The organism is Micromonospora matsumotoense (assembly GCF_050951065.1).
In the GTDB taxonomy this organism is placed as follows: Bacteria; Actinomycetota; Actinomycetes; order Mycobacteriales; family Micromonosporaceae; genus Micromonospora; species Micromonospora matsumotoensis.
On the sequence record NZ_CP192025.1, the window covers coordinates 4,429,263 to 4,446,782 of the forward strand.

Sequence of the window (17,520 nt, forward strand, 5' to 3'; positions counted from 1 at the left end):
GCTCAGCGTAGCGACCGCGCCGCCAGGAAAGCCCTGGTCTGCTGGGCGATCTCCGGCGACAGGGTGTGGTGCAGGTAGTGGTCGCCCGTCAGGAGAACGACCTGACCGGTGTCGACGCTCGCCGCCTGCTGCTCGTGGAGCGCGACCCAGCCCGCCACGTCGGGGTCGTCCGACCGCACGAACAACAGGACGGGCAGCCCCTTCGGGAAGGTCTTCCCGCTGACCGCGGCGAAGTTCGCCGAGGCGTGGTCCATCTCGTCGACCATGGTCGGGGCGGCCGTGTTCTTCGCGCTGAGCAACCGCAGCTGCTTCCTGGTCCGCTCGTCGTAGGGCAGGCCCGCGTACGGGTCGTCGGCGATCGCCGCCAGCGCCCGGGTGATGCCGAGCTTGCTCAGGCCGACGATCACCCCGGTCGGGATCGGCTCGTCCCGGCCGGGCTGGTCGGGGACGCTGCTGTCGATGCCGACGAAGGCGACGAGTTCGTCGGCGTAGCTGGCGCTGTAGGTAAGCGCGTAGATCCCGGCGATCGAGTGGCCCATCAGCACGTAACGGTCGATGCCGAGGTGCTGGAGCGCCTCGTGCACCTCCCGGGTGATGTTCGCGGCGGTGCGGTCGGTGTCGGCGGGGTCGCTCAGGCCGGTGCCGAACGGTTCGACCGCGACGACCCGGTAGGTGCTCCGCAGTTCCGTGATCAGCGGCTGGAAGTCGAGCCCGGGGGCGGCGGTGCCGAGGCCGGGCAGGAGCACGACCGTCTCGGCACCGCTGCCCGCGACCACCACGTTCATCTGCTTGCCGTCCACGGGCACGAGCTGCCCGTAACGGGTGATCGAGGAGGCTTCCGACTTCGTCGCCACCACGTTCACCACGGCGGTGGTCGCGAGCAGGAGCACCGGCACGGCGACCAGGACACCGAGGGTGGTGAGCACGACTCGCACGGGCTTTCGCATGGGTTCTCATTTCGGATCGGCGGCGCATCCGGATCACTCCCGTGATGCCTGACCAGCCAATCAAGCGCGCGAGGCGCTGCGGAAGTGTCCTGCTGTCACGACCGATCGTGACAAAAAGTCATGGTATGCCCCGTGAGCCCCCGGGTCCTCGTGATCAACGAGATACGACCACCACGGCGGGCGGGTGCCGACCCAGGACCCACACGGCGCAGCGACCGCCACCGGAGGAGGGTGGCCGCTGCGCCGTGTGGGCGGACCGGAGTCGAGGAATCCCCCGTCAGGTGGTGCCGCGTTGGAACGGTTGGGCCAGCGCCCGGGGTTCGCGGTGGGTGGTGGCGAACACCAGCATCGCCAGCAGGGCGAGCAGGTAGGGCGCGGCGATCAGCAGCTGCGAGTTCATGGTGACCCCGAGCGCCGGCAGCGCCAGCCGCATCGCGTCGGCCAGACCGAAGACGACGCAGCCGATCAGGGTACGGCCCAACCGCCAGGCCCCGAAGATGACCGCCGCGATGACCAGGTAACCCCGGCCGGCGGTCATGTTCTGGTTGAACGACCCCACCTCGCCGACCGCCAGGTAGGCCCCGCCCAGCCCGGCGAGCAGCCCGCACCAGAGCAGCGCCTGCCGTCGTCGCCGGTTGACCTCGATCCCGCTCACGTCGGCGGCCTGCGGGTTCTCCCCCACCGCCCGCAGCTCCAGCCCCCACCGGCTGCGCTCGACCAGCCACCAGGTCAGCGGGATCACCGCCAGCAGCAGATAGACCGGCCAGCGTTGGACGAACAGCATCGGCCCGATGATCGGGATGTCCCGCAGCCCGGGGACGTTCACCTGCCAGACCTGGTGGCCGGTGAAGGTGCTCACCGTGATCAGGTAGCTGGTCAGGCCGAGCACCAGGGCGTTGAGCACCAGGCCGACCACGAAGGTGTTGATCTGCACCCGGTGCGACAGGACGCCGTGCACGAACGCCACCGCCACCCCGACCAGCGCGCCGGCCACCAGGCCGATGGTGGCGCTGCCGGTGGCGCTGGCGACCGCGATCGAGCCGAACGCCGCGCCGAGCATCATCGCCTCGACGGAGATGTTCAGGGTGCCGGCGCGCTGTGCGACGTACTCCCCGCAGGCGGCGAAGGCCAGGGGCACGGTGAGCCGGGCCCCGCTGGAGAGGATGGTGGCGATGTTGTCGGCGGCGCTCATGCCAACCTGCCTTCCATGGCGTCCTTGTTGCCGGCGGTCCCGGCGTCGCCGGGGTCCGCCGGTGGCGGCGCGGTGGTCCGGGGGCCGGGCACCGGGGCCGCCGATCCGGCCGGGGCCGACCCGGCAGCCTCGGCCGACCCGGCGGTCGGCGCCGTCGGGGCCGGAGCGCCCATCGGAGCGGCCGGTGCCGTCGGGGTGGAGGTGGGGGTCGCCGGCTCGTCGGCCAGGCGACGTCGGCGCAGCATGCCGATCACCACCGGGGGCGCGACGAAGGCCAGCACCAGCAGCGCCTTGACCACGTCGACCAGGAACGACGGCACACCGGTGGCGGCCAGGAAGCTGCCGCCGGCCCGCAGCACGCCGAACAGTACCGCCACCGGGATGGCCAGCAGCGGATTGTTCCGGGCGACCAGGGCGACCAGCAGGCCGTCCCACCCGATGTTGAGCGACATCCCCGGCTGCAACCGGTTGGTGCTGACCGGACTGGTCAGCAGCAGCGCACCGGCCAGGCCGGCCAGCGCCCCGGAGATCGCCAGCGCGATGCCGCCGAGGGCGCCGACCCGCACGCCCGCGTGCCGGGCCGTCGCCGGGTTGAGGCCGACCATTTTCAACCGGAAACCCCAGCGGGTACGGGCCATCACCAGCGCCAGCGCCACCGCCACCACGACGGCCAGCACCAGACCGCCGTTGAGCTGGAGGTTCGGGTAGTCGCCGAGGGAGGCGAGCCGGGCGTTCTCCGGCACCGGGTTGGACTGCGGAGACAGGGTGCCCCGGCCCAGCCGGGACTCCTGGAGCAGCCACGGGGTGTTCACCGCGAACGAGACGAGCTGCTGGGCCAGGAAGGTCATCAGCATCGTGCTCACCACGATGTTGACGCCCCGGAACCGGTACATCAGGGCGCTGAGCCCGGCCCAGATCCCGGCCCCGACCACCGAGGCGAGCAGCACCAAAACGAGCAGCAGCGGCCCGGGCACGGCCAGCCGCAGACCGACCCACGCGCCGGCGAGCGCGCCGATCAGCACCTGCCCCTCCTGGCCGATGTTGAAGAAGCCGGAGCGGGCGCTGACGCAGGCCCCGACCGCGACCAGCAGCAGCGGCGCGACATAGAGCAGGGAGGTGGACCAGGCCGCCGGGGAGGCCATGCTGCCCTGGTAGAGGGCCTTGGCGGAGGCGGTCGGCGAACCGCCGGTGACCGCGATCAGCAGGGCGGACAGGCCGACCGCGACGCCCACCGTGGCGACCGTGGCAAGGCCGACCTGCCAGCCGCCGGGTCCGGGGTTGAGCCGGCGCAGCAGCCGCTGGCCGGTGCCGTCGATGCCGAGGGTGGCCATCAGTGACTCACCCCGCCGACCAGCATGCCGAGCCGCTCGGCGGTGGCCTCGGCGGTGGGGAGCACCCCGACGATCCGGCCGGAGGAGATCACCGCGATCCGGTTGGCCAGGGCCATCACCTCCTCCAACTCCGTGGAGATCAGCAACACCGCCACCCCTTCCGCGGCGGCCTGCCGCAGCCGCACGTACATGTCTTCGATCGCGCCGACGTCCAGCCCGTGGGTGGGTTGGGCGGCGACCAGCGCCTTCGGGCCGGCGGACAACTCCCGGGCCAGCACCACCCGCTGCTGGTTGCCGCCGGAGAGGCTGCGCAGCGGAGTGTCGGGCGAGGGCGCCACGATGTTGAACTCGGTCATCTGCCGCTGGGCGATCCGGTGCATCCGCCGCCGGCTGAGCACCCCGCGGGTGGTGACCCCGGCGAGGGACTTCATCACCAGGTTCTCGGCGACGCTCATGTCCAGCACCACCCCGGAGTGGTGCCGGTCCTCGGGCACGATGCCGAGGCCGGCGTGGTGCAGCGCGCCGGGGCGGACGAGGTCGACCGGGCGGCCGTCGATCTCGACGGTGCCGGAGTCGGGGACGAGCAGCCCGGACAGCAGCTCACCGACGGTGGCCTGGCCGTTGCCCTCGACCCCGTACAGACCGACGATCTCGCCGGGGGCCACGTCGAGGCTGAGTCGGTCCAGCACCGGCAGGCCGCCGACGAGCAGGGTCACCTCGCGCAGCCGTAACACCGCCGGCTTCTCCTGCGTCGGGCCCGCGGCCGACGGGGCGACCTCCGTACCGTCGGCACCCGCGACCGGCGCGGGACGCTCGACGGGCAGCAGGCCCAGCGCCGCGCTCTCGGCCTGCAACGACACCTCCCGGCCGACCATCTGCCGGGCGAGTTCCTGGGCGGTGGTGTCCTTCGTCGCGCCGTGGAACGCCACCGCGCCGCGCCGCAGCACGGTCACCCGGTCGGTGGCCGCCATGATCTCCGCGAGCTTGTGGCTGATCAGGATGACCGCCCGCCGCTCCGCCTGCACCACCCGGCGCAGCACGGTGAACAGTTCCGCCGACTCGGCCTGGGTGAGCACCGAGGTCGGCTCGTCCAGGATCAGCACGGACGGGTCGCGGCGCAGGCACTTGATCAGCTCGACGCGCTGCCGTTCCCCGGCCGAGAGCCGGTCTACCCGCACGTGCGGGTCGATGGGCAGCCCGTAGCGGCGGGACACCTCCTCGACCTGGGCGCAGGCCGCCGCCCGGTCGATCCGCCCGGTGTCGCCGAGGATGACGTTCTCCCAGACGGTGAGCGGTTCGATCAGGCTGAAGTGCTGGTGCACCATGCCCAGGCCGAGTTCGACGGCGACCTGCGGACTGTCGATCTCGACCGGTTCGGTGCCGCGCGTGATGGTGCCGGCGTCGCGGTGCACCAGGCCGAGGAGGATCTTCATCAGGGTCGACTTTCCGGCCCCGTTCTCGCCGAGCAGGCCGTGGATCTCGCCGGGTCGTACGGCGAGATCCACGGCGTCGCAGGCGACGACCGGACCGTAACGCTTGCTGACCCCGCGCAGGGTGAGAGCCGGCGTCAGCTTGTCGTCAACGTCCACAGTCCGTTTCACCTCGTTGGTCGTCGGGCAGCGGGAATCAGGAACCGAGCCTGGCGACCGTCGCGGCGGTGTCGGTCTTGCCACTGGCCACGTCGGCGACGAAGGCGTCCATCTTCTGGGTCTGCTCCGGCGTCGGCTTGCAGATCTTGACGGCCGGGTACGGGTCCTTGCCCAGCTCCCACTTCTTGGTGGTGCCGAGGGTCATCTCACCCTTGGCGAACAGCTCCAGCGCGGCGGCGAAGTACGCGCCCGGGTCGAAGATGACCGAGATGTCGAAGCGCGGGTCGGTCGAGTCGCACCGGTCGGTGCCCGGGGTCAGGGTGAGCGCGCCGCCGGTGTTGGCCAGCTTGGCGGCGGCGTCGGTGGCCCCACCCAGGTACGGGTAGACGACCTTGACGCCCTGGCTGATCTGCGCCTGGACGGCCTCCCGGGCCTTCGCCGAGTCGTTGAAGTCACCGGTGTAGGTGGTCACCAGGGTCGCGTTCGGCACCACCATCCGGATGCCCGCCTTGTACGCCTTGGCGGCGTTGACCGAGAAGTCGGCCTCCATGCCCGTGACGAAGCCGGCCTTGGTGGCGTTCTTCTGCTGCATGACCAGGCCGGTGGCGTACCCGGCGGCGAGCATGCTCTGGTTGGGGTCGTCGCTGGACAGCGTCACCCGGGGCGTCTGCGGGATGTTCTCCGACGACGGCACGTACCAGGAGGTCTTGGCGCAGACCGCTTCCTCGGAGGCCGGGATGGCGTCCTTGAGCTCGGAGGCCCCGAGCGCCACCATGTCCACGCCCTGCTGGCACAGCGCGCGGGCGGAGCTGAGCGCCTCGGTCGGCGGCACGTTGCCGCGCTTGATGACCTGCCAGCCCTTCTCGGTGGCGAACTTCTCGGCACCGACCACGAAGCTCTCGTAGTAGCCGTTGTCGTTGATGTCGCCGGGGCTGAGTACCCCGATGACCACCTTGCCGTCGCCGTTGGCGTCCGGCTGCCCGGCGGGGGCCGCACTGCTGCTGGCCGAGCCCGCCGTCGAGGGGGCGGTCGCGTCGTTGCTGGCGCAACCGAACAGGGTGAATCCCAGCGCGCCGGCGAGCAGCGCTGCCGGACCCCGACCAATCCTCATTGTCATGGTGCTTTCCCTTCACGTGGGGTCGGCGCGCGGCCCGGCACGGACCGGCGCGCGGAGTACTCGGTCGCTGGCACGGAGGGCCAGCGAGGGGGGATGTCGATGCCGACCCGGCGCAGCAGGGCGGCCCGACGCTGGGCGGCCTCCTCGCGCAGGGCGTCGATGTCGACGGTGGTGATCCGCCCGTCGCGGACCACCAGCCGGCCGTCGACCAGGACGTCCCGGACGGTGTGCCCGGCCGCACCCCAGACGAGCTGGGTGGGCAGGTCACCGCGCGGGGTCCAGGGGATGGTCCGGGTGTCCAGCAGCACCAGGTCGGCGGCCTTGCCGACCTCGATCGAGCCGGTCTGCGCCCCCAGCCCGACGGCGGCGGCGCCGTCGACGGTGGCCAGGGCGAAGACCTCGTCGGCGCGCAGCGGGTCGGGGACGCCCCGGTCCCGCTCCAGGCCGGCGAAGAGTCGGGCGGCCCGCCACAGGTCCGGGGTGTCCCCGGCGTTGTGCGAGTCGCAGCCCAGCGCGAGCCGGCCGCCGGCCCGGTGCAGCGCGGTGTGCCGGCCGGCCCGGCTGAAGCCCTGACCGAGCCGCAGGTAGGCCCCCGGGCAGGAGGCGACCGCCGTGCCGGTCTCGACGAGCGCGTCGACCTCGGCGTCGTCGAGCCACACCGCGTGGCCGAGCAGCAGTCGGGGGCCGAGCACGCCGAGGTCACGCAGGTGCCGCACCGGCCGGGCCCGACCGGCGGCGGCGTAGGCGGCGGCGTCCTCGGGGCCGGGCGACAGGTGCCAGGTCATTCCCACGTCGAGCCGGTCGGCCAGGTCCGCCGCGCCGGTGAACAGCTCGTCGCTGACCAGGTCGTGCCCGACCAGGGTGATCCAACCGGTGACCAGCGGGTCGCCGGCCAGGGCGGCGACGGTGTCGGCCTGCACGGCGAGGGTGTCGGCGGCCGGCCGGGCGTAGGGCACGTCGGGGGCGTCCCAGCCCCAGCCGCCGACCCGGGCCCGGATGCCGGCCGCGCGCAGCCCCCGGGCGACCCGCAGCGGGTGGGCCACCGTGCCGGGTTCCAGCAGGGTGGTGACCCCGTAGCTGAGCGACTCGACGGCGGTGAGGGTGGCGGACAGTTCGTCGTCGTCGCCGGTGACCGCGCTGTGCAGCGGCACGATCCAGTCGAAGATGGCCTGCTGGGCGGGGACGTCGTCGGGGATGCTGCTGCGCACCAGCGGGTCGGCGGTGGTGTGCTGGTGGGCGTTGACCAGGCCGGGGACGACGAGGCAGCCGGCGGCGTCGAGTTCGGGACTGCCCGGGTACGCCGCGCGCAGCGTCGCCGCCGGCCCGATCGCGGCGATCCGGCCGTCGACCACGGCGATGGTGCCGCCGGGGACCACCACCCGGTCGGGCGTCATGGTGACGATCTCGGCGTCGACGATCAGCAGGTCGGCCGGGCGGAGGTCGGCGGTGTGCGCCGTCGGGGCGGTCATGGCCGGACGAGGATCTTGCCGATGAGGTCGCCGGACTCCTGCCGGGCGTACGCCTCGGTCAGGTCGGCCAGCGGGTATTCCGCCCCCCGGACGACCCGCAGGCCACCGGTGAAGTAGGCGTCGAGCATGTCGGCGAAGTCGGCCGGGCTGTACGCCCCCGCCCCGAGCAGCCGCAGCCCGCGCCGGTAGACGTCGGAGAGGGAGAAGCTGACCTGGTCGCCGGTGGTGTTGCCGAGCAGCACGATCCGTCCGCCGGTGCGCAGGCTGGCCAGCGAGGTGGCCCAGGTGGCGGTGCCGACGTGGTCGACGACCAGGTCGACGCCGTGGCCGTCGGTGCGCTCGCGCACCTGCTCGACGGTCCGGTCGTTCAGGTCGAGCACGTCCGCGCCGAGGTCCGCGGCGACGGCCCGCTTGGCCTCGGTACGCGCCACGGCGAGCACCCGGGCGCCGGCCCGGCGGGCAAGTTGGATGGCGGCGATGCTGACCGCGCTCGTGGCGGCCTGCACCAGTACCCACTCCCCGGCGCGGACCGCGCCGACGCGGTGCACGGCGTGCCAGCCGAGGCTCCAGGCGGTGGGCAGCGCGGCGGCGTCGGCGAGGTCGACGTGCGCGGGCACCCGGTGCACCACGGTGGCCGGGACGGTGACGAATTCGGCGAAGCCGCCGGGGCGGTTGCCGCCGACCACGGCCAGCGTCGCACAGTAGCCCGGTTGACCGTTCTTGCAGGTGGCACAGGCTCCGCAGCCGATGGTCGGGTCGATCAGCACCCGGTCTCCGGGGCGTACCGTGGTGACCTGCGGCCCGACGGCGGTGACCTGCCCGGCGACGTCCATGCCGCCGACGTGCGGCAGCGCGAAGCCGGGGAGCAGGGCGGTCCGCCGCTGGAGCAGGTCGAGGCGGTTGAGGGCGGCGGTGTGCACCCGGACGACCACGTCGCCCGCGCCCGGCTCGGGGTCGGGCAGGTGCCGTAGGCGCAGCACCTCGGGACCCCCGAAACCGGTCTGGACCATCGCCCGCATCGCAACCTCCCCCATGGTCTACCAGTCAATATGGCGTCTTGCATTGTGATTCTCGTTGCTTAGCGACGTACTCTGCCTGCGGGGCGGCGGCGTGTCAACGGCTTGCCGCAAAAGAGGCGGAACGGTTAACGAAGCCGGTCGTACAGGCCGTTCACAGGCCGCCCACCAGGGGATCAACCGGCCTCGGACGCGGCCAGCAACTCCCGCGCGGCCAGCGCCGTACGCAGCACCGCGACCGTCTGCGGATCGAGCGGATCGACCCCCAGCAGCCGCTTGATCAGGCCGACCCGGTAGCCCACCGAGTTGCGGTGCAGATGCAGTCGTTCGCTGACCGCCTGCCGACTGCCCCCGGTCGCCAACCAGCAGTCCAGGGTGCGCAGCAGGTCGTCGCGGTGCGCGATCGGCCCCAGGTGCCGGTGCACGAACCAGCGCAACCGCTCGTCCGGCACGGCCAACAGGACCTGCGCCAACCCCGCCTGCCCGAACGGCAGCTCGGGCCGCTCGTCCGGCGAGCGCAGCAGCAGCCGCAGCAACCGGTCCGCGTCACGGAACGAGACCGCCGTCCGGGCCGGCCCGGTCACCAGCGACCCGGCGACCACCCGCACCTGACCGGCCCCCACGATCTGGTCCAACCGGACCCGCAGCCGGGTCACCTCGTGCTCCACGTCACCGTGCAGCAGGGTCCAGGCCCGTCGCCCCTCGGCCAGCACCGGCCGGTCCAGCCAGCTCAGCGCGGACGCCCACCGGCGCTGCTGCGCCCCCGTGTACGCGATCCCGGCGACGGCGTGCGGCTGGTCCAACCGCCAGCCGTGCGCCGCACCCGCCCGCAGCAGCTCGGCCTCGCCGGCCCGCAGCAGCCCGGTCCCCCGGCAGGGGACGGCCCGGTCTCGCCCGACCGGAGCAGTCCGGCCTCGCCCCCGGTGGGTCCGGGTGACGACCCGGCGGGGTCGCCGAGGCCGTCGCGCAGGGCCCGCAGCACCGTCGCGGCGTCCCGGACGGCAGGCGGCGGCGACTCGTGCCGGACCGCCTCGATCAACAGTGCGGTGGTCGCGGCCCCCGCGAACGCCAACTGCCCCGCCGTGACCGGCTCGGCCAGCAGCAGCGCGCCGAGCCGGCGGGACCCCGTGCCCACCGCCACCGCCCGACCGGTCCACCCGTCGGCACAGCGCACCGGGGTCGGCACGCCGCCCGGCACCCCCGCGCCGCCGGCCCGACCGCCCGGTACGGGTCGGCGGGCATCCTGGGCGACCAGGGCGCGGCGCACGTCGTCCGGCGCGGCGGCGCAACGAGGGCCGTCCGCACCGTCGCTGGCGGCGAGCAGCTCCCCGTCTCGGCCACCAGCCGGCAGGCCGCCCCGGTCCGCTCGGCCAGCGCGGCCAGCAGCTCCGGCCAGCCGGCACCGGCGAAGGCGAGTTCGGTGAGCCACTGGGCGAACGCGGCCGGTGGCGGTCCGGCGGCGACGGCCAGCCGTGGTCGCGCCGCCGCCAGCTCACCCGGTCGGCTCACGCCGACGGTCGGTCGAGCAGCCGGACCGCGACGGCCTTCTCCTGGGTGTACTCGCGCAGCGCCGCGTAGCCGCCGCCCCGGCTGAAGCCGCTCTCCTTCTGCATGTTGAACGGAAAGCCGATCACTCCGGCGTCGTGGAACTGGTTGACCGCCACCTGCCCGGCGCGGGCCTGCCCGGCCACCCGCAGCGCCCGGGACACGTCGCTGGTCCAGATGCAGGCCAGCAACCCGAAGTCGGTGCCGTTCATCAGTGCCACCGCCTCGTCGACCCCCCGGAAGCCCTGCACCGCCAGCACCGGGCCGAAGACCTCCTCCCGGGCCAGCCGCATGTCCGAGTCGACCTGGTCGAAGACGGTCGGGGCGACGTACCAGCCGTCGTCGAACGCGGCGGTGGCCGGCTCGCCGCCGGTGACCAGCCGGGCCCCGGCGGACGGGGCCTCGGCCAGGAAGCCCCGGACCCGCTCGTACTGGGCCTGGCTGACCAGCGGCCCCATGTCCAGGTCCTGGTCCCAGGGGCCGGTCCGGATCGCCGCCATGCCGGCGGCGACCCGCTCCACCACCTGCGCCCGGATCGACTCCTCGACCAGCAGCCGGGAGCCGGCGTAGCAGTTCTGCCCGGCGTTCTCGGTGATCGAGGCGATGATCGCCGGGATCGCCACGTCCAGGTCGGCGTCGGCGAAGACCACGTTCGGGGACTTTCCGCCCAGCTCCAGCTTGACCGGCACCAGGTGCTGCGCGGCAGCCCGCATCACGGCCCGGCCGGTGACCGTCGAGCCGACGAAGCTGATGTGGTCGATGTCGGGGTGCCCGGTGAGCGCGACCCCGGCCTCGGGGCCGAGCCCGGTGACCACGTTGAGCACGCCCGGCGGCAGCCCCGCCCGGCGGCCCAGCTCGGCCAGCGCGAACGGCGACAGCGGCGCGATCTCGGACGGCTTCAGCACCACCGTGTTGCCGGCGGCCAGCGCCGGGGCGACGTTGGCCACGGTGAGCACGGCCGGCACGTTCCACGGGATGATCACCGCACAGACCCCGTACGGCTCGGGCCGGGTGTAGCCGAAGTAGTCCGGCGTACGGGTGGGCAGGGTGACCCCGGTGAGCTTGTCCGCGGCCCCGGCGAAGTAGTCGACGATGCCCTGGGTGATGTACATGTTGAGCCGCCCGCCGGAACGGGGTTTGCCCACGTCACGCGACTCGTGCTCGGCGAGTTGCTCGACGTGCGCGCCGATCAGGTCGGCCCAGCGACGCAGGATCGCGCCGCGCTCGCTGGGCGAGGTCGCCGCCCAGCCGGGGGCGGCCCGCCGGGCGGCGGCGACGGCGTGGTCGACGTCGACCGCGCGGGCGCGGGCCACCGACTGGATGGTCTCCCGGGTGGCGGGATCGAGCACCGGTAGCTCACCACCGTCGGCGGCGGCGGTCCAGGCGCCGTCGATGAGCTGGCGGGCGGTGGGAATGTCCAGGTCAGCCATGTGCGAATCCTTGACCCTCTACGTTTCGCATGTCAAGATGCAATCTCGCTTTGTGAGTCACTAGGAGGGCGCGTGCGGATCACAGCGGCGGTGCTGGAGAACGCGGGAGGACCGTTCACCCTGCAGCAGATCGACCTCGCCGACCCCGGGCCGGACGAGGTGCTGGTCCGGGTGCACAGCGTCGGGATCTGCGCCACCGACCTGGAGTTCGCCAACTTCTTCCCCACCCCGGCGGTGCTCGGCCACGAGGGCAGCGGGGTGGTCGAGCAGGTCGGCGCGCGGGTCACCGGCATCTCCCCGGGCGACCACGTCGCGATGAGCTTCACCTCCTGCGGCGACTGCCCGCTGTGCCGGGGCGGAAACCCCGCCTACTGCCGCCAGTTCGACGCGGTCAACTTCTCCGGCCGGCGACCCGACGGCAGCTCGGCACTGTCCCGCGACGGGCAGCAGGTCAACGGCCACTTCCTGGGTCAGTCGTCGTTCGCCAGTCACGTGGTCGCCCCGGCCCGCGCGGTGGTGCCCATCAGCAAGGAGGTCGACCTGGGCGTGGTCGGCCCGTTCGGCTGCGGCTTCGGCACCGGTGCCGGCGCGGTGCTCAACGTGCTGCGCCCGGAGGTCGGCTCCACGCTCGTCGTCTTCGGCGCGGGCGCGGTCGGCGTCGCGGCGATCCTGGCCGCGCGGGTGGCCGGTTGCGCCGTCGTGGCGGCGGTCGACGTCAACGCCGGCAAGCTCGACACGGCCCGACTGCTGGGCGCGACCCACGGGGTGAATTCCGCCGACGGCGACCCGCGCGAGCTGCTGACCGCGATCGCCCCGCACGGCTTCGACGTCGCGATCGACACCACCGGCCGGGAGGACGTACTCCGGCTGGCCGTCGAGTCGCTCGGCCCGCTCGGCCGCTGCGGCGTGGTCGGGATCGGCCCGAGCGAGCAGATGAGCTTCGAGTGGCGCAGCGTGCTCAACGGCCGCAGCATCACCGGCATCATCGGCGGCAGCAGCCTGCCCCAGGTCTTCCTGCCGAAGCTGCTGGACCTGCACGCCGCCGGCAACTTCCCGGTGGACCGCCTGATCACCCGGTTCCCGTTCGAGCAGATCAACGAGGCGGTGGCGGCGCTGCGGTCCGGCGAGGTCGGCAAGGCCGTCCTGACCCTCTGACGGGCCGGCCCCCGTCCGCTGGCGCGACCACCCGCCGAGGCCGGCAACCCCGCCCACCTGGCCGGATCGGGCGAAATCGACAGCGCTGTATCTCATGGCGAAACATTGTCTCGCCATGTGAGCGACATTACCCTTGGCGTCAGACCCACACCCAGTGGCGCGGCTGGGCAACACCGCGCAGCGTCCCGCACCTGTGGAGCACGTCCCGATGACCGAACAGCAGCGCACCGCCCCGGCCGCCGCGCAGACCGCGACCGAAGACCGGCCCGTCGCGCCCTTCGACCACCACTCGGCCGAGTGCAACACCGACCCGGTGGGCTACTACCGGGAGTTCCGGCAGACCTGCCCGGTGGGTCGTACCGACGCGCACGGCGGCTTCGTCTATACCACCCGGTACGCCGACGTGGTCCGGATCGCCCGCGACGACGACACCTTCTCCTCCGCCCGGTCCACCGCCGGCGGCGACGGCACCGCCATCGTCATCCCCCGGGGCCCCGGCCTGGAGCAGTACCCGATCGAGCTGGACCCGCCCGCCGCGACCGGCTACCGCGACCTGATCAACCCGCTGCTCACCCAGGACGCGGTGGCCGAGTTGGCCCCGATGGTCGCCCGGCACACCACCCGCGTGGTGGACGCCTTCATCGCCGAGGGGTCGGTGGACTTCGTCCGCGACCTGACCAACCCGCTGCCGGCTGCCGTCACCCTCGACTGGCTGGGCTTCCCCGAATCCGACTGGGCCAAGCTGGCCGGCCCGATCCACGACATCTTCGCCGCGCTGCCCGGCAGCGAGCGCGCCGTGCGCGGTGCCGCCGGCCTGGCCTACCTCGACCAGCGGATCCGGGAGCTGATCGTCGATCGTCGCGCCGCGCCGACCGGCGACGCGGTGAGCTACCTGGCCGCCCAGCGTCGCCCCGACGGGGAGCTGTTCGCCGCCGACGAGCTGGTCTCCGTCATCGGGCTGCTGATCGCGGGCGGGGTGGACACCACCACCTCGCTGACCGGCTCCACCCTGGTTCACCTGAGCCGCCACCCCGACGACCGGCAGCGCCTGATCGACTCCCCCGACCTGCTGCTCACCGCCACCGACGAGTTCCTGCGGGTGTTCGCCCCGTCCCAGTCGATGGCCCGTACCGTGCGGGCCGACACCGAGGTCGGCGGCTGCCCGGTCAGCTCCGGTGAGCGGGTCCTGATCCCCTGGGTCGCGGCGAACCACGACCCCGTCGTCTTCCCCGACCCCGAGCAGCTCCGGTTGGACCGCGACGCCGCCCGGCACCTGAGCTTCGGCATCGGCAGCCACCGCTGCGCCGGCGCCCACCTGGCCCGGCTGATGTTCCGCGAGATGATCACGCAGGTGCTCACCCGGCTGCCCGACTTCCGGGTCGTGGAGGAGGGCCTCGTCGCCTACCCCACCCGGGGCAACCAGAGCGGCTGGGACGCCATCCCGGCCGTCTTCACTCCGGGTCCCCGCCGCGACGCCGACGCGGCGGGGACCCGGCCCACCGCCAGCCTGACCGGCGACCGGGACCTGGTCATGGCGGCCACCGGCACCGTCACCGACGAGGTGCTGGAGGTACGCCTGGCCGACCCGGCCGGCGCGGAGCTGCCGCCCTGGACGCCGGGCGCGCACCTGGAGGTGCGGCTGCCGTCCGGGCGGGTCCGGCAGTACTCCCTGTGCGGCGACCCGGACGACGCCCGGCACTACCGGATCGCGGCCCTGCGCGAGCCGGCCGGCCGGGGCGGTTCGGTGGAGCTGCACACGCTGGCCCGCGCGGGCGTCACCCTCTCCGTGCGCGGCCCCCGCAACCACTTCCCGCTCGTCGACGCCCCCGGCTACCTCTTCCTCGCCGGGGGCATCGGGATCACCCCGATCCTGGCGATGGCCCGCGAGGCCGACCGTCGGGGCGTGCCGTTCCGGCTGGTGTACGGCGGGCGGAGCCGGGCCTCGATGGCCTTCGTCGACGAGGTGGTGGCGCTGGCCGGGGACCGGGTCACCCTGCTGCCGCAGGACGAGGCCGGCCTGCCCGACCTGCGGGCGCTGCTCGACTCCACCGGGGCGGACACCGCCGTCTACTGCTGCGGGCCGACCGGCATGATCGACGCGGTGGAGCGGGTCTGCGCCGAGACGGACCGGTCGGGGCAGCTGCACGTCGAGCGGTTCACCGCCGGTGACGACCTGGAGGTCGCCTTCGACCCGGCGGCGAACACCGAGTTCGAGGTGCACCTGGCGCGGACCGGGGCGACCCTGCGGGTGCCGAGGGACCGCCGCATGATCGACGTGCTGCGCGAGGTGGTGCCCGGCCTGACCTACGACTGCGAGAAGGGCTACTGCGGCGCGTGTGAGACCCGGGTGCTGGCCGGCACTCCGGAGCACCGCGACTCGCTGCTCACCGACGAGGAGCGCGCAGCTGGCCGGAGCATGATGATCTGCGTCGGACGGTGCCGCTCGGAGCGGCTGGTGCTCGACCTGTAGCACCCTCCCCCGGACGGGGCCGGCCCACCCCTTGGGGCCGGCCCGTCCGACTGTCCCTGGCCGGGCGGCCCATTCCGGGCGGGACGTTGCGTGGCACGGCCCGGCCACCCTGCGCCATCACGACAGCATGCTGGGCCCGGGCTGGTCCGGGTCTCGATCAGGGTCAACGCCCAAGCGGCCCGCCGGGTCGCACCGGACACCGGTACACGGCCGCTCACCGCCACCCGGTGAGCTGACCGGACGGCGCGGCACCACCCGAGACCGGCCCCGGCCGGGGCCGCAGCGCCACAACCCCCCGGGAACGACCCGCAGCACCACGCGTGACCGGACGGCCTTACCGGAGACCACACGCGGACGGCCCGCCGCGCCACGACACTGGGGCGCTGCGGGCCGTCCTGACGAGGGGCCGGTGGGTCAGTTGCCCCACTCGAAGTTGGGCTCGACCGCCTCGGCGATGTGGAACCGGCCGCCCGGCGTGACGACCGCGGTTTCCCGGTCGGTCACCACGTGCTTGCCGAAGCTGTCGACCAGCGGCCGGCCGACGTCCCGCTTGAGCCACAGGCGCAGCAGGTGCCGGCGACGCTCCGGCTCCGGGAAGTCGACGTAACCGGTACGCGAGTGCAGGGCGGCGTAGTTCAACAGCCACTGCACGTCGCCGGGCTGGAAGTCCATGTCCAGGGCCAGGCCGGCGGACTGGGAGACCTCGTCGTAGAGGTGCAGCAGCTCGATCTGCGCGTCGGTGAGCCGGGGCACCTCGGGGTAGTCCTGCGCCGAGAAGATCATCGAGCTGCCGGCGTAGGTGCTGAACACGCCGTCGACGTAACTGCAGATCGGCGAGGCGTAGGTCTTCGCCGGGGCCTGGTGGTCCTGCTTGTACCAGTCCCAGTGCCAGGGCTCGAATAGCAGCGGCGCGAGGTCGGGCCGGCGGCGCAGGATCTCGTTGTAGATGGTGGTGCCGCTGACCAGGCTGCTCGCCCCGCCGGCCTTGGCCGCCCGCAGGCACATCAGCGCGACCACGTCGGAGCTGTCGGAGTGGAACGGCAGCCGGTCGCGGACCCGCGACGGCAGGGCCGACGGGTCGTCGAGGGTCTTGTTGGAGGTGGCGATGACGTGGTCGAGCACGTCGCCCATCTGGTTCTGCCCCATCGGCACGCCGAGGTGCAGCCCCATCAGGTAGAAGATCGCCCCGGCGAGGGCGTCGCCGTACTCCTCCGTGCGCAGGCCCCGGACCAGGATGAAGCCGCGTCCGCTGTCGAGCTGGCGGGCGCACTCCTCGTTGAGCCCGGCACAGGCCGGCAACGGGTAGTCGGCGGCGGTCACCGTACGCAGGTCGGGGTTGTCGGCGACGAACCGCCGGCCGACGGTCTCCAGCTCGGCGAGTTCGGCGTCGCTGAGCTGGTAGACCCATTCGGTCGAGGTACGCAGCTCGTCACCGCGCCAGGCGGACGGGCCGGAGATGGGGGCGAGATCGATTGCGGTGGTCATGATGGTGCGCTCCGAGGGTCGGTTCTGCGGAAAACGGGTCAATGTCCCGGCGTGGGCGGTGCCGCCCACCGGGCTGATCAACGACGTGGGCGATCGCCGTGTCCCGGACGGGAGGCGGCGCGCCTATCCATCAGAACGGGGTCTGCGGGTCCCCGGCGGCGGTCCCGGGGCGCATGCCCTCCCGCGGCGGGTGTACCCGCAACGGCTCCTCGTAGCCGCGCACCAGCAATCCAGAGCCTTGCGGAACTCGGATCATGGCGTTCTCCTGCGGCTGGCGATGATCGCTCCAGGCTAACCAACCCCCGCTGCGACGTCAACAGAGACACCGTCTCGCAATATGATCTGGCCGACGTTGGGGCGGGCCCGACGGCACCCTCGCACGCTCCGCAGCAACCGGCAGCATGCGGTTACCGGGAGTAACTATCCGGCAACCTCGATCACACCCGGGAGCCGAACACGGAGAACGCCGCACCCCAGAACTGAGTTATCAGATTCTCGCCTTCGCTCGGTGCTCGGTGATCAGCCTCGCGGCCAGCTCGATCGCGACGTCCTTGCCGTGAGCGCTGATGGCTGCCAGCGTGATCGCGTCCTCGACCACCGGACGGGCATCTTGGGGCATACATGCCCGATCTGGGCCGAGTTGCGGGGCATGCAGTTCTGTAGTGTGCCCCCGGCTGGAGACAAGCCTGCAGGGCTTGCCCGTGGCATCGCCCGCGTTGAGCTGGGCCGATGCGCGGTCTGACCTCGTGTTCGAGCTGCCAAGACGGTTGCAGG

14 protein-coding genes are annotated in these 17,520 nt (G+C 73.0%); 2 read left to right on the plus strand and 12 right to left on the minus strand.

Going from position 1 to position 17,520, the window contains the following annotated elements:
• Window positions 1-2 precede the first annotated feature (2 nt).
• The 10 genes from ACQP1S_RS19385 to ACQP1S_RS19430 all read right to left on the minus strand — a co-directional run bounded on the left by ACQP1S_RS19385 (window position 3) and on the right by ACQP1S_RS19430 (window position 11,636).
• The gene (locus ACQP1S_RS19385) at window positions 3-947 is read right to left on the minus strand and encodes an alpha/beta fold hydrolase (protein ID WP_432897358.1); all 945 of its coding nucleotides are present in this window, start codon (window positions 945-947) and stop codon (window positions 3-5) included.
• 277 nt (window positions 948-1,224) lie between these two features.
• Window positions 1,225-2,139 (minus strand): ABC transporter permease, encoded by a 915-nt coding sequence (locus tag ACQP1S_RS19390; protein WP_363670530.1) that lies wholly within the window; start codon window positions 2,137-2,139, stop codon window positions 1,225-1,227.
• A complete protein-coding gene (locus ACQP1S_RS19395; RefSeq protein WP_432897361.1) occupies window positions 2,136-3,470 on the minus strand; it encodes an ABC transporter permease in 1,335 nt (444 codons plus the stop codon). Before ACQP1S_RS19395 ends, ACQP1S_RS19390 begins: the two co-directional genes overlap by 4 nt.
• A complete protein-coding gene (locus ACQP1S_RS19400) occupies window positions 3,470-5,059 on the minus strand; it encodes an ABC transporter ATP-binding protein (protein ID WP_432897363.1) in 1,590 nt (529 codons plus the stop codon). Before ACQP1S_RS19400 ends, ACQP1S_RS19395 begins: the two co-directional genes overlap by 1 nt.
• A 37-nt stretch (window positions 5,060-5,096) precedes the next feature.
• Window positions 5,097-6,176: a BMP family ABC transporter substrate-binding protein gene (locus ACQP1S_RS19405; protein WP_432897366.1), complete on the minus strand. Its 1,080-nt coding sequence runs from the start codon at window positions 6,174-6,176 to the stop codon at window positions 5,097-5,099.
• A complete protein-coding gene (locus tag ACQP1S_RS19410; RefSeq protein WP_432897369.1) occupies window positions 6,173-7,645 on the minus strand; it encodes an amidohydrolase family protein in 1,473 nt (490 codons plus the stop codon). The genes ACQP1S_RS19405 and ACQP1S_RS19410 overlap by 4 nt, the downstream gene beginning before the upstream one ends.
• Complete coding sequence (locus ACQP1S_RS19415; RefSeq protein ID WP_432897372.1) at window positions 7,642-8,664, minus strand: zinc-binding dehydrogenase; 1,023 nt, start codon at window positions 8,662-8,664, stop codon at window positions 7,642-7,644. Before ACQP1S_RS19415 ends, ACQP1S_RS19410 begins: the two co-directional genes overlap by 4 nt.
• Window positions 8,665-8,837: 173 nt before the next feature.
• Window positions 8,838-9,464 carry a PucR family transcriptional regulator gene (locus tag ACQP1S_RS19420; protein WP_432897375.1) on the minus strand — a complete coding sequence of 209 codons (627 nt, stop codon included), beginning with the start codon at window positions 9,462-9,464 and terminating at the stop codon, window positions 8,838-8,840.
• Window positions 9,392-9,928, minus strand: a complete 537-nt coding sequence (locus ACQP1S_RS19425) for a hypothetical protein (protein WP_432897378.1) — start codon at window positions 9,926-9,928, stop codon at window positions 9,392-9,394. The genes ACQP1S_RS19420 and ACQP1S_RS19425 overlap by 73 nt, the downstream gene beginning before the upstream one ends.
• Window positions 9,929-10,166: 238 nt before the next feature.
• Window positions 10,167-11,636, minus strand: coding sequence for an aldehyde dehydrogenase family protein (locus ACQP1S_RS19430; protein ID WP_091243714.1), 1,470 nt, complete (start codon window positions 11,634-11,636; stop codon window positions 10,167-10,169).
• Window positions 11,637-11,708: 72 nt separating this feature from the next.
• On the opposite strand from ACQP1S_RS19430, the gene ACQP1S_RS19435 reads away from it, so the two are divergent.
• Window positions 11,709-12,791 (plus strand): NAD(P)-dependent alcohol dehydrogenase, encoded by a 1,083-nt coding sequence (locus ACQP1S_RS19435; RefSeq protein WP_432897381.1) that lies wholly within the window; start codon window positions 11,709-11,711, stop codon window positions 12,789-12,791.
• 208 nt (window positions 12,792-12,999) lie between these two features.
• On the plus strand, window positions 13,000-15,261 hold the full coding sequence (locus tag ACQP1S_RS19440) for a cytochrome P450/oxidoreductase (RefSeq protein WP_432897384.1): 2,262 nt from the start codon (window positions 13,000-13,002) through the stop codon (window positions 15,259-15,261).
• Between the two features lie 414 nt (window positions 15,262-15,675).
• On the opposite strand, the gene ACQP1S_RS19445 is transcribed toward ACQP1S_RS19440, so the two are convergent.
• Together ACQP1S_RS19445 and ACQP1S_RS19450 are read right to left on the minus strand one after the other, a co-directional pair.
• Window positions 15,676-16,746, minus strand: coding sequence for a TauD/TfdA family dioxygenase (locus ACQP1S_RS19445; RefSeq protein WP_432897387.1), 1,071 nt, complete (start codon window positions 16,744-16,746; stop codon window positions 15,676-15,678).
• A gap of 130 nt (window positions 16,747-16,876) precedes the next feature.
• Window positions 16,877-17,002, minus strand: a complete 126-nt coding sequence (locus ACQP1S_RS19450; RefSeq protein WP_255554102.1) for a hypothetical protein — start codon at window positions 17,000-17,002, stop codon at window positions 16,877-16,879.
• Between the last annotated feature and the right edge of the window lie 518 nt (window positions 17,003-17,520).